Genomic DNA, 26812 nt, shown 5'->3' with positions numbered 1-26812 from the left:
AAACAACGAGCGCCTACGCCTGAATACCCATCCAACCGCTGTCAGGCCGCAGGAAATGAAGATCGCGGCGGAAGCGAGTATACCCAACCCGATCGAAGAACTCGAGAATCTGGATCGCGCGCTTGCGGCCAAGCCCGGTCGCATCGCGGAACGTCGCGGCGTCGAGCCCGCCGGTACGCGATCGCGCGAGATGCGCGACGAGTTCCGCGAGCTCGCGGATGACGTCGGCGTGATAGAACAGATCGCGCACGACCTGATGTACGTCGCCGCGGCGCGCGAGCTTGCGCAGCAGCGTACGCACCGCGTCCTCGGCCGCGCCCGTGTCGCGCGCGAGATCGCGCACCCACGGCGGATCGAAGCGCCCCGCATGAATCAGCGGCAGCAGTTGCTGCGCAAGCGCTTCCTCGCGCGAGTCGAAGCTGACCGAATGCGACGGCAGATGCAGCCACGGCCCGCTTCGCGCGACTTCACCGCCGTCCACGAGCGCATCGACGAGCGCACGCCACAGTCCGTCGCCGGCGAGCGGCGCCGCCATCCGGCGCAGACGTGCCGCATCGAGCCCCTGCTCGTCTGGCATCCGCTCGTGATACGCGCGCAGCGTGTCGAGCGCCCGCATCTGCAACGCGCGCCAGTGCGCATGAGCAATCACCGCGCCGTCGTTCGACGCGGCATCGCGCTGGCCGATCGACAATGCGTGATCGGGCAACGCAAGCGCATCGGACGCGAAACCGGTCAGATGCGTGAGCGTCGCACGCGGAATGCCGAGCGGCGCCTGCGCGAGCAGCGCATCGAGCCGCCCGTCGTCGAGCCACGCGTCGAGCGCATCGAGCCACGCGCGGCGCGCGGGCGTGCGGCGCTTGCGCGCGGGCCCGAACGGATCGAGCACGCGGCCGCCGCCGACGGTGCGCGTGGCCTGCGCATTACGCACGATGAAACGATCGCCGGGCACCGCGAACACCGGCTCGTCGAAAACCAGTTGTACGCGCATCCGTTGGCCGGGCGCGAGCGTATCGCCGTCGAGCAGCGCGACATGCGCGACGCGATGCAGCGTGCCGAGATGCACGTGCAGCGGCGCCCAGTGCGTGAGCGTCAGCTGCGCATCGTCGAGCAGCGTCAGATCGACGTCCAGACGAGCGGACATCGCGACGAGCCGCGCATCGGCGACGGTGTCGCCGCGTTCGACGTCGGCCTTGTCGACGCCGGCCAGATTGAGCGCGCAACGCTCGCCCGCGCAGCCGGCATCGACGGGCCGGTTCTGTGCATGGATGCTGCGCACGCGCGCCGCGCGGCCGGTGCGCACGATCGCGAGCGATTCGCCGGTCGCGACGCGTCCCGCCAATGCAGTGCCCGTCACGACGGTGCCCTGCCCGGCGAGCGTGAACACGCGATCGACGGCAAGCCGGAACAAGCCGTCGTCGCGGCGCGCACGCCATGCAATCGCCGCATCGGCCAAGTAGCGCTTCAGCGCGGCGACGCCGGCATCGTCGCTGCGCGTCGCACAGGTTTCGAAGATCGGTGCGTCGGCCAGCGTCGAGCCGTGCAGCCACGCGACAATTTCGTCGCGCACCTGCGCGACACGCTCGGGCTCCACGCGATCGCACTTCGTCAGCGCGACCGCGCCATGCGCGACGCCGAGCAGTTGCAGGATCGCGAGATGCTCGCGCGTCTGCGGCATCACGCCATCGTCGGCAGCGATCACGAGCAGCGCGAAGTCGATCCCGCACGCGCCGGCCGCCATCGTATGAATCAGCTTCTCGTGACCCGGCACGTCGATCAGGCCGAGCACGTCGCCGTTGTCGAGCGGCGTATACGCATAGCCGAGTTCGATCGAGATGCCGCGCGCCTTCTCTTCCTTGAGCCGGTCGGTGTCGATGCCCGTGAGCGCGCGGACCAGCGTCGTCTTGCCGTGGTCGATGTGTCCTGCGGTACCGACGATCATGCAGCGGGCCCCGCGATTTGCGCGCATTGCGCGACGAACGCCGCTTCGTCGGCGGCCTCGACGCAGCGCAGGTCGAGCCGCAGCGCGTTGTCGGCGATGCGGCCGATCACCGGCCGCGGCCATTCGCGCAGCCGCTTCTCGAGCTGCGCGAGCGCGCGGCCGCCGCGCTTGCCGTCCGGCGTGCGCACGACGAGGCCCGCGCTCGGCAGCTGATCGACCGGCAGCGCGCCGCTGCCGATCTGGCTGAACATCGGCTCGACGCGCACGTCGAAGCCGCTGCCGAGCGCCGCCTGCAGCGCCGGACGCACGCGTTCCGCCGCTTCCGCGATGTCGCGCTGCGCACGCGTGAGCAACCGCAGCGTCGTGAGCCGCTCGCACAGGAATTCGGGCGCCTGGTACAAGCGCAGCACGGGCTCGAGCGCCGCGAGCGTCAGCTTGCCGACGCGCAGCGCGCGCTTGAGCGGGTGCTTCTTGATCTTTGCAATCAGCGCGCGGTCGCCGACGATCAAACCGGCCTGCGGACCGCCGAGCAGCTTGTCGCCGCTGAACGTGACGACGTTCGCGCCGCCCGCGACGGTTTCCTGCACGGTCGTCTCGTGCGGCAAGCCCCATCGGGAAAGGTCGGCGAGCGTGCCGCTGCCGAGATCGACCGCGATCGGCACACCGCGCTCGCGCGCGAGCGGCGCGAGTTCGGCGAGCGTGGTTTCCTTCGTGAAGCCGCTGATCGCGTAGTTGCTGCAATGCACCTTCATCAGCAGCGCGGTGCGCGGGCCGATCGCATCCGCGTAGTCGCGCAGGTGCGTGCGGTTGGTCGTGCCGACCTCGCACAGCTTCGCGCCGGCGCGGCTCATGATGTCGGGGATGCGAAACGCGCCGCCGATCTCGACCAGTTCGCCGCGCGACACGATCACGTCACGCTTCGTCGCGAGCGCGGACAGCGTCAGCAGCACGGCGGCCGCATTGTTGTTGACGACGGTCGCGGCTTCCGCGCCGGTCAGTTCGCACAGCAGCGCATCGATCAGGTCGTCGCGGTCGCCGCGGCGGCCGGTCGCGAGATCGAACTCGAGGTTCACGGGCTGCGTGAGCGCATCGATTACCGCACGCACGGCGTCGTCGGGCAGCAGCGCGCGCCCGAGGTTCGTGTGCAGCACGGTGCCGGTCAGGTTGAATACCGCGCGCACGGCGCTCGCGCTGCTCGCGGCGAGCGTGCGCGCGACGGCCGCGGCGATGCGCGACTCGTCGAGCGGCTCGGCCGCCGCCGGATCGTGCTGCGCGGCGCTGCGCCAGCGTTCGAGTTCGGCGCGCACGGCGCTGAGCACGCGCGTGCGGCCGTAGTCGGCGAGCAGCGGCTGCAGCGGCGCCGACGACAGCACGCGCTCGACCGACGGCACGCGCGCGAGAACGGCATTCAGTTCAGTCAAACCCGGTTCGGTCACGTGACGATGGCTCCCATTCGATGCTTGCGGTCGACCGGCGCCGACGCTCGCACGCGCGCGCCGGCCCGTTGCCGTTCACTCTGCCTGCTTCGACACATCGGGCCACAGCAGCGGATTCGGCGAGCTGCGCTGATAGCCGGCCTCGTTCATCAGCAGGTCGAGCGTGAGGCTCGCGAGATCGTCGGCCAGCGGCTCGAACTCGTAGTCCTTCTCCTGATAGCCGATCTTGCGATAGGTCTTGCATTCGTCGCACGATTCGGCCTTGACGGCTTCGCTGCCACCTTCGATGCCGTGATATGCGATGCCCTTCGTCGAATCGCAGTGCGAGCACTTCGTGCGCACCATGTGCCACTCGGTCGTGCAAAGCCCACATTGCAGGAAACGGTAGCCCTGGAACTGGCCGCCGACGCGCACGACGCTCGCGACCGGATGCGTGCCGCACACGGGACACAGTCCGGGCTGATCGAGATACGGAACGTCGGCCGGCGCGACGCGGCTCGCGACGTCGGTCCAGACGACCTGCAGCGCGGCCATCAGGAACGGCGCGACCGCCGGATCGACTTCGGCGAACCGCAGCGCGACGATCGCGTCTGCCTGCGCGTCGAGTTCGGCCGGCGACGTCAGGCGCAGCCGGTCGAGCAGCTTGGCGAGCGACGGATTCACGAGCCCCGCGCTTTCGACGCGATCGAGCAGTTCATACAGCACCGCGCGCCATTGCGGGTCGCGCTCGCCGTCGAGCGCCGGCACGATCGGCATCGAATGCTGCTGCGCGCGCGCGATCGCGTCCTTCGACGGCAGCGCCACGTTCAGCGACTGCAGCACCGCGTGCTGCGCGTCGGCGACGGTCGCCATCAGCCGCAGGTAGCCGCTGATCGGGTTCAGATCGGCGAGCTTGCGCAGCCGTGCGGCGCGCGCGGAGAAAACGGTGCCGCGCTCCGGCAGACGGAAGCGCGGAATCGCCGAATGGTCGAGCGCCGAGATCTCGGTCGGCTCCAGAATGCGTTGTGTCACGAGCTTTTTTCCAAAAAAACAAGCGCCGACGTTCGGCGCTTTCCATGCGGCTCCGGGCGGTGGCGGAGCGGCCGCCGAATCCGGCGTGCCGCCCCGCTGCCGTGCGCTACTTCACGCTTTCACGGAACCACTTCGGGTGATGCTTGCGTGCCCAGCCGAGCGTGACGGTGCCGCGCACCATCGCGCCGATCGAGCCTTTCACCCACAGCGCCGCATAAATGTGCACGATGATGCTCACGATCAGCACGAACGCCGCCACCGCATGCACGACGGCCGCCGCGCGGATCACCTCGATCGGGAAATAGAACGAGAAGTAGCGCCGCCAGATCACGATCCCGGACAGCAAGAGCAGCAGCAGGCACGCAACCAGCGTGAAGAATAGCAGCTTCTGCCCGGCGTTATAGCGGCCGACCGGCGGCAGCCGGTCTTCGCGATTGGCCACCACGTCGCCGATCTGCCGCAGCCACTGCCGATCGTCCGCGTCGAGCGTGTTGTGATGCCAGAAGCGCACGACGAGGATCGCGAACGACACGAACATCACGAGGCCGACGAACGGATGCAGGATCCGCGTCCACTGGCCGCCGCCGAACAGCGCGGCGAGCCAGAACATCGACGGATGGAACAGCGCGAGCCCGGACAGGGCGAGCAGTACGAACGTGATCGCGGTGATCCAGTGGTTCGTACGCTCGTTCGCCGAGTAGCGGACGATCAGGTTCGGGTCGTCGTGCTTCATTTCGCGTCCTCCTTGATGCGTCGCGCTTCGTCGCGTGCGGCGGCTTCTTCTTCGTCGCTCACCTCGTTCGGGCCGACGCGGACGTAGTGGAAGAATCCGGCGAGCGCGGTCAGCGCGATGCCGGCGACCGCGAGCGGCTTCGCGATGCCCTTCCACAGCTTCACCATCGGGCTGATCGACGGATTGTCGGGCAGGCCGTGATACAGCGACGGCTTGTCCGCGTGATGCAGCACGTACATCACGTGCGTACCGCCGACGCCCTGCGGGTCGTACAGCCCCGCATGCTCGAAGCCGCGCTCCTTCAGGTCCTCGATCCGCTCGGCCGCGTGCTGCTTCATGTCCTCCTTGGTGCCGAACACGATCGCGCCGGTCGGGCAGGTCTTCACGCACGCGGGCTCCTGGCCGACCGCGACGCGGTCGGAACACAGCGTGCACTTGTATGCGCGATGATCCTGCTTCGAGATCCGCGGGATGTTGAACGGGCAGCCGGTCACGCAGTAGCCGCAGCCGATGCAGTTCTCCTCGTGGAAATCGACGATCCCGTTGTTGTACTGCACGATCGCACCGGGCGACGGGCACGCCTTCAGGCAGCCCGGATCCTCGCAATGCATGCAGCCGTCCTTGCGGATCAGCCACTCGAGGTCGCCGGCCGGATTCTCGTATTCGGCGAACCGCATCACCGTCCACGAGTGCTCCGACAGATCGGCCGGGTTGTCGTACACGCCGACGTTGGTCCCGACCTCGTCGCGCAGGTCGTTCCATTCCATGCATGCCGTCTGGCATGCCTTGCAGCCGATGCACTTCGATACGTCGATCAGCTTCGCGACGCTCCCGGTCACCGGTTCGCGCGCCGTGGGCGGCGGCGTCGTGGTGGCCGACACGCGCTTGATGTCCAGCGATTGCAATGCCATCTCTTCCCCCTTACGCCTTTTCGACCTTCACCAGGAACGACTTGAATTCCGGTGTGTACGAGTTGCCGTCGCCCACGGACGGAGTCAGGGTATTGGCGAGATAGCCGGGCTTCGTCAGTCCCTTGAAGCCCCAGTGCAACGGAACGCCGACCGTCTGCACCTTCTTGCCGTCGACCGTCAGCGGCTTGATCCGCTTCGTGACGAGCGCCACCGCGACGATGTAGCCGCGCTTGGACGACACCTTCACGCGATCGCCGTGCGCGACGCCGACTTCGTTCGCGAGGTCTTCGCCGATCTCGACGAATTGCTCGGGCTGGATGATCGAGTTCAGCCGCGCGTGCTTGGTCCAGTAGTGGAAATGCTCGGTCAGGCGGTACGTGGTCGCGACGTACGGGAACTCCGACACCTTGCCGAACGACGCGCGATCGTCCGCGAACACGCGCGCGGCCGGATTGTTCAGCGCCTGCGGGTTGTTCGGGTGCAGCGGGTTCGCGCCGAGCGGCGTCTCGAACGGCTCGTAGTGCTCGGGGAACGGACCTTCGTTCATCCCCGCGCGCGCGAAGAACCGCGCGACGCCTTCCGGATTCATGATGAACGGCCCCATCCCGTTCTCGGGCGGCTCGTCGATCTTGAAGTCCGGCACGTCGGTGCCCGTCCACGTCTTGCCGTTCCACGCGACCAGCTTGCGCGTCGGGTCGAACGGCTTGCCGTTCGGATCGCACGATGCGCGGTTGTACAGGATGCGTCGGTTCGCGGGCCATGCCCACGCCCAGTTCAGCGTCTGCCCGATGCCGGTCGGATCCGAGTTGTCGCGCCGCGCCATCTGGTTGCCGGCCTGCGTCCACGCGCCGCAGAAAATCCAGCAGCCGCTCGCGGTCGTGCCGTCGTCCTTCAGCTGCGCGAAGCCGGCAAGCTGCTCGCCCTTCTTCACGAGCACCTTCGACGGATCCTTCGGATCCGGCAGGTCGGCGAGCGCGCGGCCGTTGAACTCCATCGCGAGCTCTTCGGGCGTCGGGCTTTCCGGATCCGCATACGGCCATGTGAGATTCACGATCGGGTCCGGATACTTGCCGCCGTCGGTCTGGTACATCTTGCGCATGCGCAGGAACAGCCCGGCCATGATGTCGAGGTCGCTGCGCGCTTCGCCCGGCGGCTCCGCGCCCTTCCAGTGCCACTGGAGCACGCGGCCCGAGTTCACGAGCGAACCGCGCTCTTCCGCGAAGCAGGTGGTCGGCAGGCGGAACACCTCGGTCTGGATCTTCGACGGGTCGACGACGTTGTAGTCGCCGTGCGGCTTCCAGAACTCGGACGTTTCCGTCGCGAGCGGATCCATGATCACGAGCCATTTCAGCTTCGCGAGCGCCTCGGCCGTCTTCACCTTCGCCGGCGCGGCGGCGAGCGGATTGAAGCCCTGACAGATGTAGCCGTTCATCTTGCCCGCGTGCATCAGCTCGATCGTCTGCAGCAGGTCGTACTGCTTGTCGAGCTTCGGCAGATAGTCGTAGGCCCAGTTGTTCTCCGCGGTCGCCGCGTCGCCCCACCACGACTTCATGAAGCTGACGTGGAACGCCTTGTAGTTCTTCCAGTAGCTGAGCTGGTTCGGCCGCAGCGGCTGCTGCGCGCGCTTGCCGATGTACGCGTCGAAATCCTGTTCGGCCTGCATCGGCAGCGTCATGTAGCCGGGCAGCAGGTTCGACATCAGCCCGAGATCGGTCAGCCCCTGGATGTTCGAGTGGCCGCGCAGCGCGTTCATCCCGCCGCCCGCGATGCCGATGTTGCCGAGCAGCAGCTGCACCATCGCGCCGGTGCGGATCATCTGCGCGCCGACCGAATGATGCGTCCAGCCGAGCGCGTACAGCACCGTGCCGGCGCGGCCGGGAACGGCCGTCGACGCGAGCATCTCGCACACCTTCAGGAACTTCTCCTTCGGCGTGCCGCAGATCTGCTGAACCACGTCGGGCGTATAGCGCGCGTAGTGCTGCTTCATCAGGTTGTAGACGCAGCGCGGATGCTGCAGCGTCGGGTCGACCTTCACGAAGCCGTCGTCGCCGCGTTCGTAGTCCCAGCTCGACTTGTCCGGATACGCGTGCTTCTGGGCGTCGTAGCCGGAATAGATGCCGTCGTTGAATGCGAAGTCTTCACGGACGATGAACGAGAAGTCCGTGTAGTTCTTCACGTACTCGTGCTGGATCTTGTCGTTCGTCAGCAGATAGTTGATCACGCCGCCGAGGAACGCGATGTCCGTGCCGGTGCGAATCGGCGCGTAGTAGTCGGCCACCGAGGCCGTACGCGTAAAGCGCGGGTCGACGACGATCAGCCGCGCCTTGCGGTGCGCCTTCGCCTCCGTCACCCACTTGAAACCGCATGGATGGGCCTCGGCTGCATTGCCGCCCATCACGAGAATCACGTCCGCGTTCTTGATGTCGACCCAATGGTTCGTCATCGCTCCACGGCCAAACGTCGGGGCAAGACCTGCCACCGTCGGGCCATGTCAGACACGCGCCTGATTGTCGAATGCGAGCATCCCGAGGCTGCGGACCGTCTTGTGCGTCAGATAGCCGACCTCGTTGCTGCCCGCCGACGCGGCCAGCATGCCGGTCGTCAGCCAGCGGTTGACCTTCGTGCCGTCCTCGGCGGTCTCGACGAAGTTCGCGTCGCGGTCGGCCTTCATCAGCTTCGCGATCCGGTCGAGCGCGTCGGTCCACGAAATGCGCTCCCACTTGTCCGAGCCGGGCGCACGGTATTCCGGGTGCATCAGGCGGTTCGGGCTGTGGATGAAGTCGATCAGGCTCGCGCCCTTCGGGCACAGCGTGCCGCGATTGACCGGGTGGTCGGGATCGCCTTCGATGTGGATGATGCTCGGCTGCGCGTTCTTCGCGCCGTCTCCGAGGCTGTACATCAGGATGCCGCAACCGACCGAGCAATACGGACAGGTGTTGCGGGTTTCGACGGTACGCGCCAGCTTGTACTGTCGGACTTCGGCCAGCGCTTCGGTCGGAGAAAAGCCCATCAGGGCTAGACTGGACCCGGCAAGCGACGTGGCCGTCACCTTCAGAAACTGGCGCCGGGACATTTGTAGCATGGTGGTCTCGGCTTATTGTGGGGTAGGGTGCAACCGAAAGGATTATAGACAGTTCACGCAACTCCGATCCAATCTTCGGATCAATACTGAATTGTCCGCCTCGTCCAATCACTAACGACGCACGCCGTCCTGCGTGCGACCGAAACGTCATGAAACGACAGCTCACTTCCGAAGCCGCCCGCCTCGCGCGACAGCAGGCCAACTGGGCACTGAACGCGTTCAAGCGCTTTTCCGCCGACCGCTGCTCGGCAATGGCCGCGGGCATCGCATTCTTCTCCGCGTTCTCGCTCGCGCCGACGCTCGTGATGGTGATCGCGGTGGCCGGCTGGTTCTACGGCGACGACGCCGCGCGCGGCCAGGTGTTCGAGCAGGCGCATCAGCTGATCGGCGACGATGCTGCGGCGAGCATCCAGACGATCGTGCAGAACGCGCATCGCGCGGGCGAACGCGGCGGGATCGCGACGCTGATCTCGTTCGCGGCGCTCGCGGTCGGCGCGTCGGCGACCTTCGCGTCGCTGAACACCGCGCTCAGCGTGATCTGGCCGGCGACCGAAAGCCGCTGGTCGAGCGTGCTCGGGCTCGTGCGCGTGCGGTTGATTTCGTTCGGCCTCGTGCTCGGCGTCGCGTTCCTGCTGATCGTGTCGCTGGTGCTCGACACCGCGATCACGTTCGTCGGCACGTGGCTGCTCGGCGATTCGCCGTACGTCGCGATCACGAACGTGCTGCAGTTCGTCGTCGGCATCGCGGTGCTCGCCGCCGCGTTCGCCGCGCTGATGAAGTTTCTGCCCGACGCGCACGTCGCGTGGCACGACGCGGCGATCGGCGGCATCGTGTCCGCGATCCTGTTCTCCGGCGGCAAGAAGCTGTTCGCGCTGTACCTCGCGCGGGCCGGCACCGCGAGCGCGTTCGGCGCGGCCGGGTCGTTCGCGGTGCTGCTGATGTGGCTGTACTTCTCCGCGGCGGTGCTGCTGCTCGGCGCGGAGTTCGCGGCCGCGCGCGGCGACGCGTATCGGGACGCCGCGCAAGCGGAAGCCGAACGCGGCCCGCACACGGATTCTGCCGCCGACGCTGCGCGCGGCGACGAATAGCGCCGCTCGACCGGTTCGCCGCAGCCGCGCGCACCCGTGACGGCACGACTGCGTTCGGCGTCGCGCCGACGCGGCTTCTCCCCTCTTCTTGTGTAAAGCGCGCGGCATCCCGGCCCGCAACGTTGCGTGACGACGCATGCGGTCCACGTGCATGCCGCTTCGTCTCCTGTTTCGCCTCGTTCATCCGCAAACGTTTGCACGCCCCGATTTCAGTGTTCAAGTGGGGCGTTTTGCCGGTTCTGCTGCGACGCGCATCGCCTGCTGCAACAATCGCAGCGCAGCAACTGTCAACTGTTTCAAAAACAGGAACGATCGCGAATGTGCTTGATATATATGGACTTTTCGCTGCTGTGATCTTTTCGAGACACTTTATTTTTTAAGCTTTCTTGCCTGTATGGCACTGAGCTATTCTCCAATCCGCAACAAATAACGAATCACGAATCACTTGCGTGGAGATACTCAACGATGAAGAAACTCGCTCTCTCGACCCTCTCGCTCGCGCTGCTGGGCGCTGCCGGCGCCGCTCATGCTCAGTCGAGCGTGACGCTGTACGGCCTGATCGACACGTCGATCACGTACGTGCACGGCAACAACGGCCAGGGCAACAACTCGTGGCAAATGCTGTCGGGCAACCTGCAGGGCAGCCGCTGGGGCCTGAAGGGTTCCGAAGATCTGGGCGGCGGTCTGAAGACGATCTTCCAGTTGGAAAACGGCTTTGATCCGGGCACGGGCCGCCTCGGCCAGGGCAACCGCATGTTCGGCCGTCAGGCTTACGTCGGTCTCGAGCACGCACAGTACGGTACGCTGACGCTCGGCCGCCAGTACGACCCGACCGTCGATCTGGTTCAGGCCGTCACCGGCGACAACTACTTCGGCTCGTACTTCGCGACCCCGGGTGACGTCGACAACAACGACAACAGCATCCGCGTCAACAACGCAATCAAGTACACGTCGCCGGTCTTCGCGGGCTTCCAGTTCGAAGGCATGTACGCACTGAGCGGCGTGGCGGGCCACCCGGGCACCGGCCAGACGTGGGGCGCGGCAGCGGCCTACAACAACGGCCCGCTCGGCATCGCAGCCGGCTTCCTGCGCGTGCAGAACAGCAACGACCGCTCGATCAACGCGAGCGGCGAAGGCGGCTGGACGAGCCAGACGGCGACCGGCCTCGACGTGTCGAACAACCCGATCGTCGGTGCATACGCGACCGCGAAGGCGATCAACATCGCTCAAGTCGCTGCGCAGTACGGCATCGGCCCGGTGACGTTCGGCCTCGGCTACAGCAACTCGCAGTACAAGCCGGACAGCCTGTCGGCGTTCACGTCGACCGAGAAGTACAACACGGGCCGTGCGTTCGTGAACTTCCAGGCATCGCCGGCACTGCTGCTGGGCGTCGGCTACGCGTACACGAAGGCAAGCGGCGACACGGACGCGAAGTACCACCAGGTTTCGCTGGGTGCGGACTACTCGCTGTCGAAGCGCACGGACGTCTACCTGCTCGGCGCGTACCAGCACGCCAGCGGCCAGCAACGCGGCGTGGGCGGCGTGCACGACGCGCAAGCGTCGATCGGCTCGTACGGCTTCGCCGGCAAGAGCTCGCAGGAAATGGTCTCGCTCGGCCTGCGTCACAAGTTCTAAAAACGACGTATCCGGCGTGCGACGCGTCTCGACGCGTTGCCGCCGAACTGGAAAGCCAGTCATCGGTTTCGGCCATGACTGGCTTTTTTTCGTCCCGTCGCACGCGGACGCCGCGCGGCCGGATGCGCCGGGAACAGGCACGCATACGGCCGCACACGTGCGACCGGTTTCCTGCGGCCGTAGCGCGCGCGGAATCGCATCGCTGGCGACGCCCCGTCGCCCGGAATCGACCGCACTATCCGCACTATCGAACCGGCCGATACAGTGCGAAGATCGTTCGCCGCGACATGTCGATTTCGACGGCCGTCGTTCGTCGTTCGCATGACGCGTGCCGTTCGCGTCAGCCCCGAAAACCGCCAGGAGACACGCCATGACGATTCAGAAGATCACGCCTTTTCTGTGGTACTCGACCGAGGCCGAAGAAGCCGCCGCGTTCTATGCAGGCATTTTCCCGGACTCGCGCGTCGTGCGCGTCACCGCGGTACCCGGCACCGGCGGCACGCGGATGGTCGAGTTCGAGCTGTTCGGGCAGCCGTTCATCGCGATGAGCCATCCGCGCAACGAATCGTTCAACCACGCGATCTCGCTGATGATCAGCTGCGCGGACCAGGCGGAGCTCGACCGCTACTGGAACGCGCTGCTCGCCGACGGCGGTATGGCCGACGGTTGCGGCTGGCTCCGCGACCGCTACGGCGTGTCGTGGCAGATCGTTCCGGACGAACTGATCCCGATGATGGCCGACCGCGATACGGTGAAGGCCGCGCGCGTCGCCGAAGCGATGATGCAGATGACGAAGTTCGACGTCGCCGCGCTGAAGGCCGCTTATGCGGGCACGGCGGGCTGACGGAAGCGGCGGCTTCTGCAGTTTCGTCCGTCGGGCGCGGGTGTGCCGGCGCGCTTGCGCGCGTCGTCCGCTCGAAGCGCTAGCGGCGCCGCCGCGGCCGCCGACGCATGCGCTACGCCGGCCGCGTCGCGCAGCGCGAGGCCCGCTCGCCCGTCGCCGCGCGCGCTGCCACTGCGACTCGACGGGCCACTGCGCATCGCGCACGAATGCGGCTGCCGGGTCGCCGCAGAGCATCGCGTCGTCGCCTACGCGTCGTAACGACGACGACACGCACCGCCACGATCAGCGGCTCGATGCGCGCCGCACGGGCGCTGCAGCGTTCATGCGACCGCGCCGTCGCCGGCCCGGTCTGCGGACCGCCGGCGCGCTGAAAGCCGTCCCGAGCGCCGATATGAAAGCGCAGGACAACGCTACAGTCGACGTCGCAGCGCAATCGCCGGCCGAGCATCCAATCGCCGGCGTGCTGAAAATCCTCCGCGGGGCGTCAACGCGAAATCCCGTTCGTTGCGGGGAGCCGGGCTTCGCATTGCGCTCGCATCGTCGGGTGCCGGTATCGGGTATCGCCGAATGCGGCGACGCCTGCCGCGGGCATTCGCTCGGACGATTGCGGCCGCGTGCGAGCTGATGCGTCCGGCTTGGCGTCCGCTTCGTGTACGCAATCGCCCCGCGACGATGGACGCATAGCGCTGTCGACGCGCGCACGTCGCGGCGCCGCCATGCGCCGAACCGAACGCAGTTCGCGCCGTCCCAGATAGCGCGATGACGTCACGTCGCCGCTTGCACGGCGATCACTTCGGGCACGCGCATGGCAGCACCGCGCTCCGACCGCGCCGACATATCCGCGCAATCGGGCATCCGCGCGAACCGCACAGCTTCGCTCGGCAAACAAATCGGCCTTCGCGAGCAGATCGACGTTGCCGCACGCGATTGTCGCCGCCGACAGATACCGAACGGAACGGCACGCACCACACGCGTCGCGTCGTCGACATGCGGTCGATCACGATGCGCGAGAACCGCGCGCGACCCATCTACGATTCCGGCAGGAACGCGCGCGCCGTTCACCACTCGTCCGTCATGCTCCGCATCATGCGAACCCCATCGCGCTTCCACTTCAAACGGCGAGCCGACGCAACGCACGCGGCAACCGCTTCCTCGATCCTTCGCCCCTTTCCCCGCATGCTTTGCGCGGCGCAATAAAAATCCCCGCACGCTCGCGCGTACGGGGATTTTCGGTCGGACATCGCAACGGCCGCCGGCAGGCTGCGGCGGCCGTCGCGGCGCGTTACGCAGCCGCGTCCTTCAGCTTCTTCAGCGCACGTGCCTTCACGCGCACGCTGGCCGGCTTCGCCGGGAACCAGCGCTCTTCGCCCGTGAACGGATCCTTGCCGAAGCGCTTCTTCTTCGCCGGCACGACTTGCGCCGTGATCTTCAGCAGACCCGGCAGCGTGAACTCGCCTGCGCCCTTCTTGTGGACCGAGCCCAGCACGACGTTCTCCAGTGCGGCGAGCACTGCCTTGACCGCCTTCACTTCCACGGCTGCGCGCTCAGCGATGTGCGCTGCGAGCGACGCCTTCGTGAACTTGTCCTTCAGCGGCGTCGGAGCGGCGGCGGGCGCCTTCGCGACGGCCTTCTTGGCCACTACTTTCTTCGCGGGCGCTGCTTTTTTGGCAGCCACTTTCTTGGCCGGTGCGGCAGCCTTCTTGGCCACCTTTTTTGCGGAAGTCGCCATGTTTCTCCTACCAGGTGTGGTCGTTGGATACACGAAGCACGCGACGCGCGCGCTTCAACGCCGGATTCTACAAGCGCCTCGGCGCTTCGTGCAGTACTTTTATGCGTTTTCGCGGGGTTTCCCGCACGTTTTGTTGCGCGCCGCCGACTCGGCCGACGCTCGAGCATCGAAAAACGCTGCACGTATACGTCCGAACGCGAATTACGTTCGATATTTGCACGCCTATACTGACCTCGCTCAACGCCTGGATGTCTTCATGCGCGAAGTCAGATACGTCAAAGGACTCGACGGCCTGCGAGCCATCGCCGTCATTCTCGTTTTCCTGTCCCACAAAGGCCACGTCCTGGCAGTCGACGTCGGCAAGCTCGGCGTGTGGACGTTCTTCTTCATCAGCGGCTTCCTGATCGTCGGCGAACTGCATCGCAACCGTCAGGCGATCGAATGCGGGACGATGACGCGCCGGCACGCGCTCGCGCTGTTCCTCGCGAAGCGCGCGCTGCGCATCTTTCCCGTCTATTACCTGCTGCTCGCCGCGCTCGCGATCGCGCACGCGCTGTTCTATCAGCGCGACGTGAACCTCGGGCTCGCGTGGCATGCCGCGTTCCTGTCGAACTACTGGATCGGCGTCGTGAAGGACGGCTGGCCGGGCTCGACGTCGCACTTCTGGAGCCTCGCGGTCGAACAGCAGTTCTATCTGATCGCACCGCTCACGCTGCTCGCGGTGCCGGCCGCGCGGCACGTGATGCTCGGCGTCGCCGGCATCGCCGTGTGTGCGCTCGCGCATGTCGCGCTGTACCTGGGCGACGCGTCGCCGGTGCTGATCTACGCGTTTTCCCCGTGGAATTTCGCGCTGATCGCGCTCGGCGGCGTCGGCGCGATCGCGCTCGCCGACCACGGCGTGGCCGTCGCGCGCCGGATTCCGCCCGGCTGGCTCGGCGCGGCCGGCGTCGTGTCGTTCCTCGCGCTGCCCGCGCTCACGCCGCTGTCGGCCGCGGCCGCGGCGCTCGCGGATCTCGCGCTGTCCGTGTCGCTCGGCGCGCTGATGATGTGGATCGTCACCGAACCCGACCATCCGGCCGTCGCGTTGCTGAACTGGGCGCCGCTCGTGTATCTCGGCACGATCAGCTACGGGTTCTACCTGTTCCACAACCTGATTCCCGCGCGCTTCGGCACGATGCCCGCGCTGTTCGCGCATGTGCCGATGCCCGGGTTCGTGCAAGAAGCGTTGCCCGAGGTGCTGCAGTTCATGTTCGCGGTGCTGCTCGCGCACCTGTCGTGGCGCTTTCTGGAAAAACGGCTGCTGGACTTCAAGAAACCGATCGCCGCGCGGCTCGCCCGCTACTTCGTCGCGCGACCGACCACGTCGACGCGCTGAACGAAAGCGCACGTCCCGGCGGCGGCATATGCGGCGCATGCGGCACACGCAGCATATGCGGCACGCCGACGTCCGCGCGAATGCCGATGCCGTTTCGCCGCACAAGCGCCGCATCGAATCGCGGCGGCCCGCATCGCGGCACCGGTTTCAATCTCCACGCGCTTGCGTCGTATGCGTCGCGCATCGTGCAAGCGCGCTCGGCCGACGGCGATGCAAACGCGGCGCACCGCGCGCTGCGGCCGAAACCGTCGCGACGCGCCGGCGCCTCCCTGCGCCGGCTCCCGATACTGCCTGCCGATCAGCCGGCCGCGCGCCGACGCTGCTGCGCGCCGGCAAACGCGGGACGCAAAAAAGCCCCGGCGCGCGAGCGGCCGGGGCCAACGGAACAACCACCACCTGAAACGGCGCGCGACGACTACTCAGGCAACGGCAGCCAGCGCGGGCAAGCAGGTACGCAGATACGCCTCGAATTCGCGACTCACTTCCGGATGCTGGAGCGCGAGCTCGACGGTCGCCTTCAGATAGCCGATCTTGCTGCCGCAATCGAAACGCGTACCGTAGTAGCGATACGCGAGCACCTGTTCGTTCGCGAGCAGCGACTGGATCGCGTCGGTGAGCTGCAGTTCGCCGCCCGCGCCCGGCTTCAGGCGGCGCAGATGATCGAAGATCGTCGGCATGAACACGTAGCGGCCGACCACGCCGAGGTTCGACGGCGCATCTTCCGGCGCGGGCTTCTCGATGATGCCCGACAGCTTGATGACGTCCTCTTCCCATTCGCGGCCCTCGACGACGCCGTACGAGCGGCTGTCCTCGCGCGCGATCGTCTCGACCCCGATCACCGAGCTGTGATAGTGGTCGAACACGTCGACGAGCTGCTTGAGCACCGGCTGCTCGCCGTGCAGCAGATCGTCCGCGAGGATCACCGCGAACGGCTCGCCGTGCACGAGCTTTTCCGCGCACAGCACCGCATGGCCGAGGCCGAGCGCTTCCGGCTGGCGCACGTAGAAGCAGTCGACATGGCTCGGCTTGATGCTGCGCACCAGCTCGAGCAGCTTCTCCTTGCCGCGCGCTTCCAGCTCCGCTTCGATCTCGTACGACTTGTCGAAGTGATCCTCGATCGCACGCTTGCTGCGCCCGGTCACGAAGATCATCTCGGTGATGCCGGCGTTGATCGCTTCCTCGACCGCGTACTGAATCAAAGGCTTGTCGACGACGGGCAGCATTTCTTTCGGGCTCGCCTTCGTTGCCGGCAGGAACCGCGTGCCGAGACCGGCAACGGGAAACACGGCCTTGGTGACTTTCAACATGTTCGCATCCTGATTTGCGTTGACTGCGCCGTGTCGACCGGCGACCCGGCGCGATTGTTATTCGAACGGCCTATCGAAAACCGACGGCACTGCCTATTCCGCTACGTATATTTCCGATATGGACGCGTTGCCCATGATTCCGGAAAACAGATAATCCGTCGACCGGTCGATATTGCCGAACCCATTGCCGAAGCAGAAACAAATTACCGATTATCCGGATACAAATTCTTACGAATCGAATTCCTCGATCAGAGGCACGCCGCCGCGTTCGACGCCCGGGCGAATCGGCTCGTTCTTCAGCGCCTCGCGGTAGGCCGACAGCACGGCCATGACCAGCAGTACTCCGGCGCTCGCGATCCAATGCATGTCCATCTTGCCGCTCCTTGCATCAATCAACTGGAAGCTTCAAATTATCAGAAAAAAATCGGCAAATAATTGGGCGCGCATGCCGGACCCGATTCGACGTTTCGAAGCAAACCGCGATCCGGAATATCTTCATTCCGCAACGGATTTTTTTATTCATTGATCGAATTCTTGCGCATTACGATGAGGCCAGACTTCCCGTTCATCCGTCTCGAGGAACCGAATCGCATGCAAGCTTTCAGCGGATCGTCTTTCGCCGCACCGCCGCTCGCCGATCGCAAGGAACACGTGATCGACGCGATGCGCGGCTTCGCGGCGCTGCTCGTCGCCTATTTCCACTGCCGCCAGGTCGTCTGGGTCGGCATGCAAAGCTTCCATCGCGCTTACGGTCATGCGCTCGACCCGAGCGTGATCGTCGGCTACCTGACGTTTCCGTTCGCGTGGGGCTCCGCCGGCGTGCCGATCTTCTTCGTGATCAGCGGCTACTGCATCCACCGCAACGCGGCGCTCAAGCTCGCGGCCGACCCGGCGTACCGGCTGGACGCACCGAACTTCTGGGCGCGTCGTTTCGCGCGCATCTATCCGGTGCTGCTCGCCGCGCTGCTGTTCACGCTCGCGCTCGACGCGGTGAGCCTGCAGATCGAACCGGTCAGCCACAAGATCCGCGACATCGGGCTCGCCGCGTTCCTCGTGAACCTGTTCTCGCTGCAGGGTGTCGCCGGCTACACGTACGGATCCAACGGCGCACTGTGGACGCTGTCGCTCGAGGTGCAGTTCTACGCGATCTATCCGCTGCTGTTCGCGCTGCGCCGGCGCGTCGGAATGCCGGCCGTGGTCGCGGCCGTCGCAGCGGTCAACGTCGCGTCCGCGTGGCTGCTCGAACGGCACGACCTGCAGTTCTTCACGTCGTACTGGCTGTCGTGGACGATCGGCGCGTGGATCGCCGACGTACGCGCGCAGCCCGCGCACGCCGCGGCCGGCGCGCCGTCGCGCGCGTGGACCGTCGCGGCGGTCGTGCTGCTGGCCGCCGGCTGCGGCGCGTTCCACTTCGGTCAATACGGCGCGTTCCAGCTGTGGGCGGCCGGCTTCGCGTGCTTCCTGTACCGCGCGCTCGCGTGCCCGCCGCGACCGACGCCGCTGCTGCGCGTGCTCGGCTGGTTCGGCGACTTCAGCTATTCGCTGTACCTGATCCACCTGCCGCTGTTCGTGTGTCTCGGATCGGTGCTGTTCCGCTCGGAACTGCAGTTGTCGATCTGGCCGTCGTTCGCGTTCATGGCCGTCGCGATTCCGGTCGCGTATCTGTTCTACCGGCTGTTCGAACGCCCGGCGATGACGTGGTCGGCGAGCCTGAAGCCGACGCGCACGACCCGCGTCGCCGCGCCGGCGCCTGAACAGCCGGCCTGAGCGCGACGCTTCGGCCGGCAGAAGCCGCCGCACGGCGCACGCGCCGTGCGGCTTTTTTTGCGGCCCGCGCGTACGCCGCACGCGCATGCCCATCGCACGGTCACGCGATCGCACGCGATCCCCGCCAAAACAAAACCCTCGCGCAGCGCAATGCCGCGCGAGGGCCGCCCCGCAGAAGTCGGTTCACGAGCGCGCGCCGTGCACGCGCACGCTCCCCGGCTACCGCTTCTTCTTCGCTTTCGCGGCCTTGGCCGTATCCGCGAGGATCTTTTCGACGCGCTCCACATAGGTTTCGGTGCCGAACCGGCGCACGGCGGTCACGCGACCGCTCGCGACGAGCCGCTCGCGCAGCGCCGCGTCGCGCTTGAGCGTGGCGAGCGCATCGGCCAGCGCGGTCGCGTCGCCGGGCTCGCACAGCAAGCCGTTGTCGCCGTGCTCGACGATCTCGACGACGCCGCCCGCGCGCGCGGCCACCACCGGCCGGCGCGCGAGCATCCCTTCGACGATCACGCGCCCGAACGGCTCCGGCGTGATCGACGTATGCGCGACGACGTCGACCGCCTTCATGCACGCGGCGACGTCACGCTGGAAGCCGAGGAAATGCACGCGCTCGCGCATGCCGTGCTGCGCGACGTACGCGTGCAGTTGCGCCGCGTAGTCGTCTTCGCCGAACAACGGCGCGCCGACCAGCACCACGTGCATGTCGGGATGCCGCGCGGCGGCCTCGAGCAGCAGATGCTGCCCCTTCCAGTGTGCGAGGCGGCTGAACGAGCCGACCAGCCATGCATCGTGCGGCAGCCCGAAGCGCGCGCGCAGCGCGGCTTGCGCGACGTCGTCCAGCGCATCGAACGGCGCGGCCGAAATGCCGTTGAACACGACGTCGACATGCTGCGGCGTGAAGCCCGTGAGCGCGCGGAACGCCTGCGCGGACGCATCGGAGTTCGCGATCACGCGCGTGATGCCGAGCCGTGCGCAGTACTTGATCGCCAGCAGCTGCTTGCGGCCGAAATGCTCGTCGCTGACGATGTCGCGCAGATGCCAGACCACCGGCTTGCGCGCGAGCCGCCCGGCGAGCGCGCCGACCACCATCGCGCGCTGCGTATTCGCATAGATCACGTCGGCGCGCCGCGCGCGGCGCGCGACGTCGCGCACGAGCGCCGCGAGCTGCGTCAATGCGCGCATCGACACGCCGCCCTGCTTGCGCACGCCGGCGAGCGCGCCCTGATCGACCACATCGACGCGCGCGCCGATCTCGTCGAGCGCCGCGCGGAACGGGCCGTCGTCGAACAGCAGCACGTCCGCGTTCGCGCGCATGTGCTTCATGATCTCGAGCAGCGACAGCTCCGCACCGCCGAGCACGCCGCTCTGGTCGAGCACGAGCGTCGCCGGGCCGCGCGCGACCGGCAGCGGCGCGACCGCCGCGCCCCGTTGCGCGGTCGCGCCCGGCAGCGCGGCTTCCACATAGTCGAGAAAGCGCCGCCGGAACGTGTCGGCCGAAAACCGCTCGGCGTTCGCCCGGCACGCGCGCGGCGTAAAGCGCTGCGGCGCCCGCTCGAATTCGTCGACCGCCGCGACGATCGCCGCCGGCGTCTGCTCGTCGAAGAACAGTCCGGTCGGATTCGCGTCCGACTGCGGATCGAGCACGGTCTCGAGCGCGCCGCCCTTGCCGTACGCGATCACCGGCGTGCCGCACGCCTGCGCCTCGACGACCGAGATGCCGAAATCCTCCTCGGCCGCGAACACGAACGCCTTCGCGCGCCGCATCCGGTCGTGCAGCACCGCGAACGGCTGGTAGCCCATGATCTCGACGTTCGGGCCGGCCTTCGCGCGGATCTTCTGCATCTCCGGGCCGTCGCCGATCACGACGAGCTTGCGCTCGGGCGTGCGCGAGAACGCGTCGACGATCAGGTCGATCTTCTTGTACGGCACCATCCGCGACGCGGTCAGGTAGAAATCCTCTTTTGCGTCGTTCAGCGAGAACGCGTCGACGTCGACCGGCGGAAAGATCACCGCCGCATCGCGGTGATACACCTTCCGGATGCGCCGCGCGATGAACGCCGAGTTCGCGATGAAGCCGTCCACCGCGTTCGCGGTGCGCGTATCCCAGTTGCGGATGTAATGCAGGATCAGCCGCGCGAGCAGCGACTTCGGCCCGTGCGTGAGGTTCGATTGCTCGAGATACTGGTGCTGCAGATCCCACGCATAGCGGATCGGCGAATGCACGTAGCTGATGTGCACCTGGTCCGGGCCGGTCAGCACGCCCTTCGCGACCGCGTGGCTGCTCGAGATCACCAGATCGTAGCCGGACACGTCGAGCTGCTCGATCGCGAGCGGCATCAGCGGCAGATAGCTGCGGTACTTGGTGCGCGCGAACGGCAGCTTCTGGATGAACGACGTCGTCACCGGCTTGCCGCGCACGAACCCGCGATCGTCGAGAAAATCGACGAGGCTGAACAGGTCCGCGTCCGGAAAGCACGCGATGATCTGCTCGAGCACGCGCTCGGCGCCCGCATACGTGACGAGCCAGTCGTGGACGATCGCGACGCGCAGCGGGCGCGACGCGGCGCGCGCGCCGGCCCGCCCGACGGCATCCGCGCGGCGCAGGGCGACGTCGGCATTCAAGGGTTGCGCCGCGGCCGGATCGGCCGCGGCGACGTTCAGGACGGCGTGTTCCGCCAGATCGCGATTCATACGGTTTTCCTCGCATTGAGACGGACGAACAGGCCGCGCACGAGCGCGCGCAACCCCGGCGTCATCGTGAGCGACCACGCGACGTTCAGCACCAGCACGACCGCGCACAGCGCGATCGACTCGCCGAGCCCCGGCCACGCGTGCGCGAGAAACAGGCTCGCGAGCAGAAACGCGAGGTGCGCGAGCATGTCGAGCACGATCGCGCGCATCCGGATCGCGGACAGATACAGCAGCACGCCGTAGTCGACGAGCGCGCGCACGGCGACGACCGCCGCCGCGCCGATCAGCCCGAAGTGATGAATGCCGAGCCACAGGCCGCCGACGAAGAACGGCATCTGCACGAGCCCGGCGAGCGCCGCACGCGCCGGATTGACCTGCGACTGGATCAGGATTCGCGTGACGCTCGCCTGGCCGACGAGCCACACGCCGATCACGAGCAGCCGGCCGACCGGCGCCGAATGCGCGGCGAGATCCGCGCCGACCCACAGCGTGAGAAACGGCGCGAGCGCGAAGATCGCGACGATGCCGACCGGCGTGAACACGCCGTTCAGGAATTCGAGCGACTGGCGCGCGAGCGTATCCGCGTGGTCGCGGCCGACCGCCGACAGCCGCGGGAACAGCGTGCGCACCAGCGCGTTCGGCAGCATGTTCAGCCGCGTGACGAGGTTCTGCGGCACCGTGTAGTAGGTGACGAACTTCGCGCCCATGCCGGCGCCGAGCATCACGCGGTCGAGCGTGTCGGCGATCATGCTCGTCGTGCTCGCGATCAGCATCCAGCCGCCGAAGTTGAACAGCCCCTTCGCGGTGCGCCATTGCGGCGGATCGATGCGCGTGATGCCGAGCACCTTGATGCTCGCGTGGCCGAGCATCGCCGCCGCGATCAGCCGTGCGACGACCGCGGCCGCGAGCACCGTCTGCAGGTTCGGCGCGATCCACCACGCGGCGCCGAGCGGCAGCAGCTGGAACAGGAACGTGCCGATCGTCTGGTTCGTGTTGAACACGCCGAAGCGCTCGGCGCCGTTGATCGCGCCCGCGAACACCCACGACACGTTCGCGAGCGGAATCGCGAGCGCAAGCCACGGCAGCGCGAGATACACCTCGTGCTGCATCGCGGCCGACACCTTCGTGAAATACGCGGTGTAGACGAACGCGCCGAAATAGATCAGCAGCCCGCCGACGATGCCGGTGCCGAGGTTCAGCCAGAACGCGCTCCAGAACACGCGCGCGCTTTCGGCGGCGTCGCCGCCCGCGAGCGCCTTCGAGATGTGGTTCTGCGCGGCCATGCTCATCCCGAGATCGAGGATCCCGAAATAGCCGATCAGCGTCCATACGAGGCTCACGACGCCGTAGCGTTCGACGCCGAGCGCGTGAATGTACGCGGGCACCGTCACCAGCGATACGAAGGTCGGCAGGATCAGCCCGATGAAGTTGATCGAAACGTTCTTGAGTATGCGTTTGTCCATGCTTTCTGCCTTGTCGACGAGTCGACGCGCCGCCGCCGGTTACGGTTTCCAGCGGTACATCAGCACCTTGCCGCGCGCGTCTTCCTCGACGAACACCAGGTATTCGCCGTTCTCGCGCCGGAACGCGCTGATGCCGAACGGCACGTCGACCCAGCCCGACGCCTTGCCGACCTCGGCGCCCGGATTCATCACGCCCACTTCCTTGCCGGTTTCCTTGTCGTACACGTGGATCTTGCCGACCGGCTCGACGGTGAAGATGTAGCGGCCCTCGACCGTGATCCCGATCAGGTCGAGGATCGGCTTCGCGTCGAGTTGCCACGGCAGCGCGACCGTATAGCGCGCGACCGGCGAACCGCTCGACCACTTGTCGAAGCGCACGAGCACGCGGCCGACTTCCTTGTTGATGCCCGGCTGCGGCGGCGCGTCGGCCGTGTAGCCGGTCACGTACAGCGAATCGGTCTGCGGCTCGTAGATCGCACGGCGCAGCTGCGTGAACGGCTGCGGCATCGGATACGTCGTGACCTTGTCGTACGAGTAGATCGGATTGCCGGCCTTGTCGACACCGCCGTAGCGGAACCGATGGATGCCGCGCACGTCGCTCGTACGCCAGATGTCGCCGTTCGCGTCGATCCACCAGCCCCAGCCGCCGGCCTTCGCCTTGCCGGTCGTGTTGATCTCGAACTCGTCCGCGTCGAGCCGTCCGTTGCCGTTCGCGTCGCGCCACATCCAGTCGCCGCCGGGCGGCTTGTTCGGCACCTTGTCGACCGGCCGCGCGCGTCCCGCGATCAGCCCCGACGGAATCGCGACCTCGCCGTCGCGCTTCGCGTCGAAGCGGTAGATCTTCAGGTGATCGGCATACATGTCGGTCAAGTACAGGAACGTGCGGCCGTCGACGCGGCGCGCGGTCGGCATTCCCGGCCACTGGTCGGTGTGGAACACCGGATCGTCCGGATACTTGAAGCGGTTCGACAGGAACCCGACGTATTTCCAGTCCTGGCCCGGCGGCTTCGACAGGTCGAGCTCGAAGCGCTTGTTGCCGGTGTACACGCTGTTCGGCCGCGCGGGATCGAGCCACGCGCCGTCGACGAACAGCAGCCCCTGCACCTGCCAGCGCAGCTTGCCGTCCGGCGTGTAGCTTTCGAGCACCGCGCCGAGCCCTGCACCGATCGTGTCGTGGCGCGGCCCGATTCCGTTCATCGCGACGTAGACGTTGCCGTCGCGATCGACGCCGACGCCGGTCAGCCCGTTGAAGCGCTGCGGCCCCGGGCGGCCCGGCACCGGGCCCGCGAAGATGCCGCCGCGCTCGCCCAGCGTGCCGGACTGCGCATAGCCGTTCGCGCCTTTCGAGAAGATCAGGATCTGCTGGCGCGGCCCGTTGTCGGCGACGAGCACGCGGCCCTTCGCGTCGACCGCCACGTCGACCGCGTCGGTGCCGTCGGGCAGCGCGGGCGCGTCGTCGATCCTGCGGCCGTCCGCGCGCACGTGCGCGAGATGCGCCGGACCATGCAGCGTGTCGGTGAGCAGCCACAGCGTGCCGTCCGGCGCGAGCGCGATGCGGCCGGGTTCGCGCGCGCTCCACGTGCCCTTCTTCTGCATCGTTTCGGCGTCGTAGACGTCGACTGCGTCATGCGCCGGATTCGTCGCGAACAGCGTCTTGTCGTCAGCCGCGAGGCCGCCCACTTCCGCCTTCAGCTCGCCGACGTCCTGCTTCGCGGCGGCCGGCACCTCGTTGACCACCATGAAGCTCGCGGCCATCCGCGCGCGGCCCGCGTCGGCGCGCCCGCCCGGCGCGACCGGCGGCGCCGCGCGAAACGGCGCGGGCTGCTTCATGTCGCCGATCGCGCGGCGCGAAATGCCGAACCACTGCTTGCCCTTGTCCGGCCAGATGCCGGGCGACTGCAGATGGCCGCGCTCGTTGCCGACGCCGATCGCGACATACGCGTACTTGCCGTTCACCGCGATCGCATTGCCGCCGAGATTGCCCCAGCCGTGCGTGCCGCCGGCGAAGCCGAGCATCTTGCCGTCCTTGTACACGCTCGCTTCCGCGCCGCTCTCGTCCCACGGCGCATTCGTATACACCTTGCCGTCGGGCGTGACCGCGATCGCGCGGATGTCGATCTGCGTCCACGTGCCGTCGCCATAGCCGAACGTGTTGCCGATCCACGACGTCGTCGCGGGCAACACCGTTTCGGCCGGTGCGGCGCCCGCCGCCAGCGCCGCGCCTACCGTGATGCCAACCAGAATCAGACGTCGCAATGCGCTTCTCCAGACTCGATGCGAAAGCAACGGGCCGCCGCGGCCGAATGCCGGCCGCGGAATGTCCTGCCGCTAAATGGGTTTCAAACGTCGCGATGCAGGTTACAAGCAAAAATAATCACAAGAAATTTGGAAATATTTGGGGATGTTTCTGCGTGAAATATCGCGCCGGAACGAGCGTGAAAGGGCCGGCAGATACGGCAATAACGACCGCTTTCTGCCGCGACGATCCGTAGAAAATGCCGCGCGCGACCGCGCGGCGCGGCATGCAGCCGACGAACCTTTCGATCCGGAATCGATACGCGGCGCGTCGAAATCCTCTCAAGCCGATAAATCGCATGCGTTTTTTTGCCGATTTCTTTTCCCTAGAATCGATTTCGATTTCATATTCCATTCAGACGCATGCATTACGTTCACGCATCGAATGCGCGACGCGCGGCCGCACGCGCCGCCCGGCGCGCGGGAGCGCCGCGATGACCGCGCCGTCGCAACCGGCCGACCTCGCGCCGCCGCAGCACGGCCGCATCGTGCAGCTCGACGGCCTGCGCGCGATCGCGGTCGGCGCCGTGTTCCTGCAGCACGCGCTGAAGGCGCCGCTGTGGATGGGCGTCGATCTGTTCTTCGTGCTGAGCGGGCTGCTGATCACCGGCATCCTGCTCGATCGCAAGGCGCGCGGACAGTCGTACTTCAGCCATTTCTACGCGCGACGCGTGCGCCGGATCCTGCCGCCGTACGTGCTGCTGCTCGTCGTGTCGACGATCCTGTTCGGCGCGAGCTGGGTGCCGCACTGGCCGTGGTTCGCGTTCTTCTCGACCAATATCGGGCTGTCGCTCGGCAGCATCGGCCACGACAGCCTGGACGTGCTGTGGTCGCTGGCCGTCGAGGAGCAGTTCTACATCTTCTGGCCGTTCGTCGTGCTGTGGTGCTCGGAGCGCGCACTGCCGTGGGTCGCGGCCGCGCTGATCGTCGCCGCGCCGGTGCTGCGCGCGATCGCGACGCCGTGGTTCGATTCGTTCTGGCCGATCTACTACCTGACGCCGTTCCGGATGGATCTGCTCGCCGCCGGCGCGCTGCTCGCGGTCGTGCTGCGTCGCGACCGGCGTGCGCTGGAGCCGTTCTATCCGCTCGCGATCGTCGGCGCGCTCGTGTCGCTCGCGATCCTCGGCTGGCTGCATCTGTCGTTTCCGCGCTTTCGCGCGGCGAACACGCCGCTGTCGAACGCCGCGCTCTACAGCATCTCGCTGCTGCTGTGCACGTCGATCGTCGTGATCGCGCTGCGCGGGCGCGGCCTCGTGCAGCGCGTGCTGACGAACCCGATGCTCGTCTATGTGGGCACCGTCAGCTACACCGTGTACCTGATCCACCTGAGCGTGCTGTATGCGTTGTGGCCGCTGCATCTGAACCGCTTCGTCACGGCCGCGCTCGCGCTCGCGATCACGCTCGCGTACGCGACGCTCAGCTGGTACGGCTTCGAACGGCGTCTGACGCGCGGCCCCGCTCGGCCCGCGCTGCCGGCGGCCGCGCGCACGACCGCCTGATTTTTCT

19 protein-coding genes are annotated in these 26812 nt (G+C 67.0%); 6 read left to right on the top strand and 13 right to left on the bottom strand.

Translation table 11 applies throughout. The annotated features are described in order from the left end of the window. Nucleotides 1-13: 13 nt before the first annotated feature. The 6 genes from selB to fdnG all read right to left on the bottom strand — a co-directional run bounded on the left by selB (nt 14) and on the right by fdnG (nt 9112). Nucleotides 14-1939, bottom strand: a complete 1926-nt coding sequence (gene selB, locus BUB20358_RS02725; RefSeq protein WP_035973741.1) for a selenocysteine-specific translation elongation factor — start codon at nt 1937-1939, stop codon at nt 14-16. After that, entirely contained in the window at nt 1936-3375 is a 1440-nt protein-coding gene (selA, locus tag BUB20358_RS02720; RefSeq protein ID WP_035973739.1) for an L-seryl-tRNA(Sec) selenium transferase, read from the bottom strand. The genes selB and selA overlap by 4 nt, the downstream gene beginning before the upstream one ends. A gap of 75 nt (nt 3376-3450) precedes the next feature. Further along, a complete protein-coding gene (fdhE, locus tag BUB20358_RS02715) occupies nt 3451-4386 on the bottom strand; it encodes a formate dehydrogenase accessory protein FdhE (RefSeq protein ID WP_006765571.1) in 936 nt (311 codons plus the stop codon). A gap of 106 nt (nt 4387-4492) precedes the next feature. Then, nucleotides 4493-5119, bottom strand: a complete 627-nt coding sequence (locus BUB20358_RS02710) for a formate dehydrogenase subunit gamma (RefSeq protein WP_006765570.1) — start codon at nt 5117-5119, stop codon at nt 4493-4495. Continuing rightward, complete coding sequence (fdxH, locus tag BUB20358_RS02705; protein WP_006765569.1) at nt 5116-6030, bottom strand: formate dehydrogenase subunit beta; 915 nt, start codon at nt 6028-6030, stop codon at nt 5116-5118. The genes BUB20358_RS02710 and fdxH overlap by 4 nt, the downstream gene beginning before the upstream one ends. Nucleotides 6031-6040: 10 nt before the next feature. Next, entirely contained in the window at nt 6041-9112 is a 3072-nt protein-coding gene (gene fdnG, locus BUB20358_RS02700; protein ID WP_082088272.1) for a formate dehydrogenase-N subunit alpha, read from the bottom strand. A 149-nt stretch (nt 9113-9261) separates the two neighbouring features. On the opposite strand from fdnG, the gene BUB20358_RS02695 reads away from it, so the two are divergent. From BUB20358_RS02695 to BUB20358_RS02685, 3 genes are all read left to right on the top strand, one after another. Next, complete coding sequence (locus tag BUB20358_RS02695) at nt 9262-10200, top strand: YihY/virulence factor BrkB family protein (protein WP_006765566.1); 939 nt, start codon at nt 9262-9264, stop codon at nt 10198-10200. A 465-nt stretch (nt 10201-10665) separates the two neighbouring features. Further along, entirely contained in the window at nt 10666-11835 is a 1170-nt protein-coding gene (locus BUB20358_RS02690) for a porin (protein WP_006765565.1), read from the top strand. Between the two features lie 370 nt (nt 11836-12205). Beyond that, on the top strand, nt 12206-12679 hold the full coding sequence (locus BUB20358_RS02685; protein WP_006765564.1) for a VOC family protein: 474 nt from the start codon (nt 12206-12208) through the stop codon (nt 12677-12679). A 1282-nt stretch (nt 12680-13961) separates the two neighbouring features. Here the strand turns inward: BUB20358_RS02685 and BUB20358_RS02680 are convergent. Continuing rightward, nucleotides 13962-14408 carry an HU family DNA-binding protein gene (locus tag BUB20358_RS02680; protein WP_035973734.1) on the bottom strand — a complete coding sequence of 149 codons (447 nt, stop codon included), beginning with the start codon at nt 14406-14408 and terminating at the stop codon, nt 13962-13964. Nucleotides 14409-14664: 256 nt separating this feature from the next. Between BUB20358_RS02680 and BUB20358_RS02675 the strand changes: the two genes are divergently transcribed. Continuing rightward, the gene (locus BUB20358_RS02675; protein WP_006765562.1) at nt 14665-15783 is read left to right on the top strand and encodes an acyltransferase family protein; all 1119 of its coding nucleotides are present in this window, start codon (nt 14665-14667) and stop codon (nt 15781-15783) included. Between the two features lie 419 nt (nt 15784-16202). On the opposite strand, the gene galU is transcribed toward BUB20358_RS02675, so the two are convergent. Together galU and BUB20358_RS02665 are read right to left on the bottom strand one after the other, a co-directional pair. Further along, nucleotides 16203-17090: a UTP--glucose-1-phosphate uridylyltransferase GalU gene (gene galU, locus BUB20358_RS02670; RefSeq protein ID WP_006765561.1), complete on the bottom strand. Its 888-nt coding sequence runs from the start codon at nt 17088-17090 to the stop codon at nt 16203-16205. Between the two features lie 228 nt (nt 17091-17318). Beyond that, on the bottom strand, nt 17319-17462 hold the full coding sequence (locus tag BUB20358_RS02665; RefSeq protein ID WP_165802986.1) for a hypothetical protein: 144 nt from the start codon (nt 17460-17462) through the stop codon (nt 17319-17321). A gap of 219 nt (nt 17463-17681) precedes the next feature. Between BUB20358_RS02665 and BUB20358_RS02660 the strand changes: the two genes are divergently transcribed. Next, the gene (locus BUB20358_RS02660) at nt 17682-18857 is read left to right on the top strand and encodes an acyltransferase family protein (protein WP_006765559.1); all 1176 of its coding nucleotides are present in this window, start codon (nt 17682-17684) and stop codon (nt 18855-18857) included. Nucleotides 18858-19076: 219 nt separating this feature from the next. Here BUB20358_RS02660 and BUB20358_RS02655 read toward each other — a convergent pair whose 3' ends face one another. From BUB20358_RS02655 to BUB20358_RS02640, 4 genes are all read right to left on the bottom strand, one after another. Next, nucleotides 19077-21548 carry a glycosyltransferase family 4 protein gene (locus tag BUB20358_RS02655; RefSeq protein WP_035973733.1) on the bottom strand — a complete coding sequence of 824 codons (2472 nt, stop codon included), beginning with the start codon at nt 21546-21548 and terminating at the stop codon, nt 19077-19079. Further along, a complete protein-coding gene (locus BUB20358_RS02650) occupies nt 21545-23011 on the bottom strand; it encodes a flippase (RefSeq protein ID WP_035973731.1) in 1467 nt (488 codons plus the stop codon). Before BUB20358_RS02650 ends, BUB20358_RS02655 begins: the two co-directional genes overlap by 4 nt. Nucleotides 23012-23050: 39 nt before the next feature. Beyond that, nucleotides 23051-25267: an NHL repeat-containing protein gene (locus BUB20358_RS02645; RefSeq protein ID WP_105773920.1), complete on the bottom strand. Its 2217-nt coding sequence runs from the start codon at nt 25265-25267 to the stop codon at nt 23051-23053. Nucleotides 25268-25385: 118 nt separating this feature from the next. After that, complete coding sequence (locus BUB20358_RS02640) at nt 25386-25661, bottom strand: hypothetical protein (RefSeq protein WP_128567361.1); 276 nt, start codon at nt 25659-25661, stop codon at nt 25386-25388. 79 nt (nt 25662-25740) lie between these two features. Here BUB20358_RS02640 and BUB20358_RS02635 point away from each other — a divergent pair, with 79 nt between their 5' ends. After that, complete coding sequence (locus tag BUB20358_RS02635; protein ID WP_006765557.1) at nt 25741-26805, top strand: acyltransferase family protein; 1065 nt, start codon at nt 25741-25743, stop codon at nt 26803-26805. Nucleotides 26806-26812: the final 7 nt, after the last annotated feature.

The sequence above is a fragment of the Burkholderia dolosa genome (genome assembly GCF_902499135.1).
Lineage (GTDB): Bacteria > Pseudomonadota > Gammaproteobacteria > Burkholderiales > Burkholderiaceae > Burkholderia > Burkholderia dolosa.
Note: the sequence above shows the minus strand (reverse complement) of the source record. Positions and strands in the feature narration are given on the sequence as shown.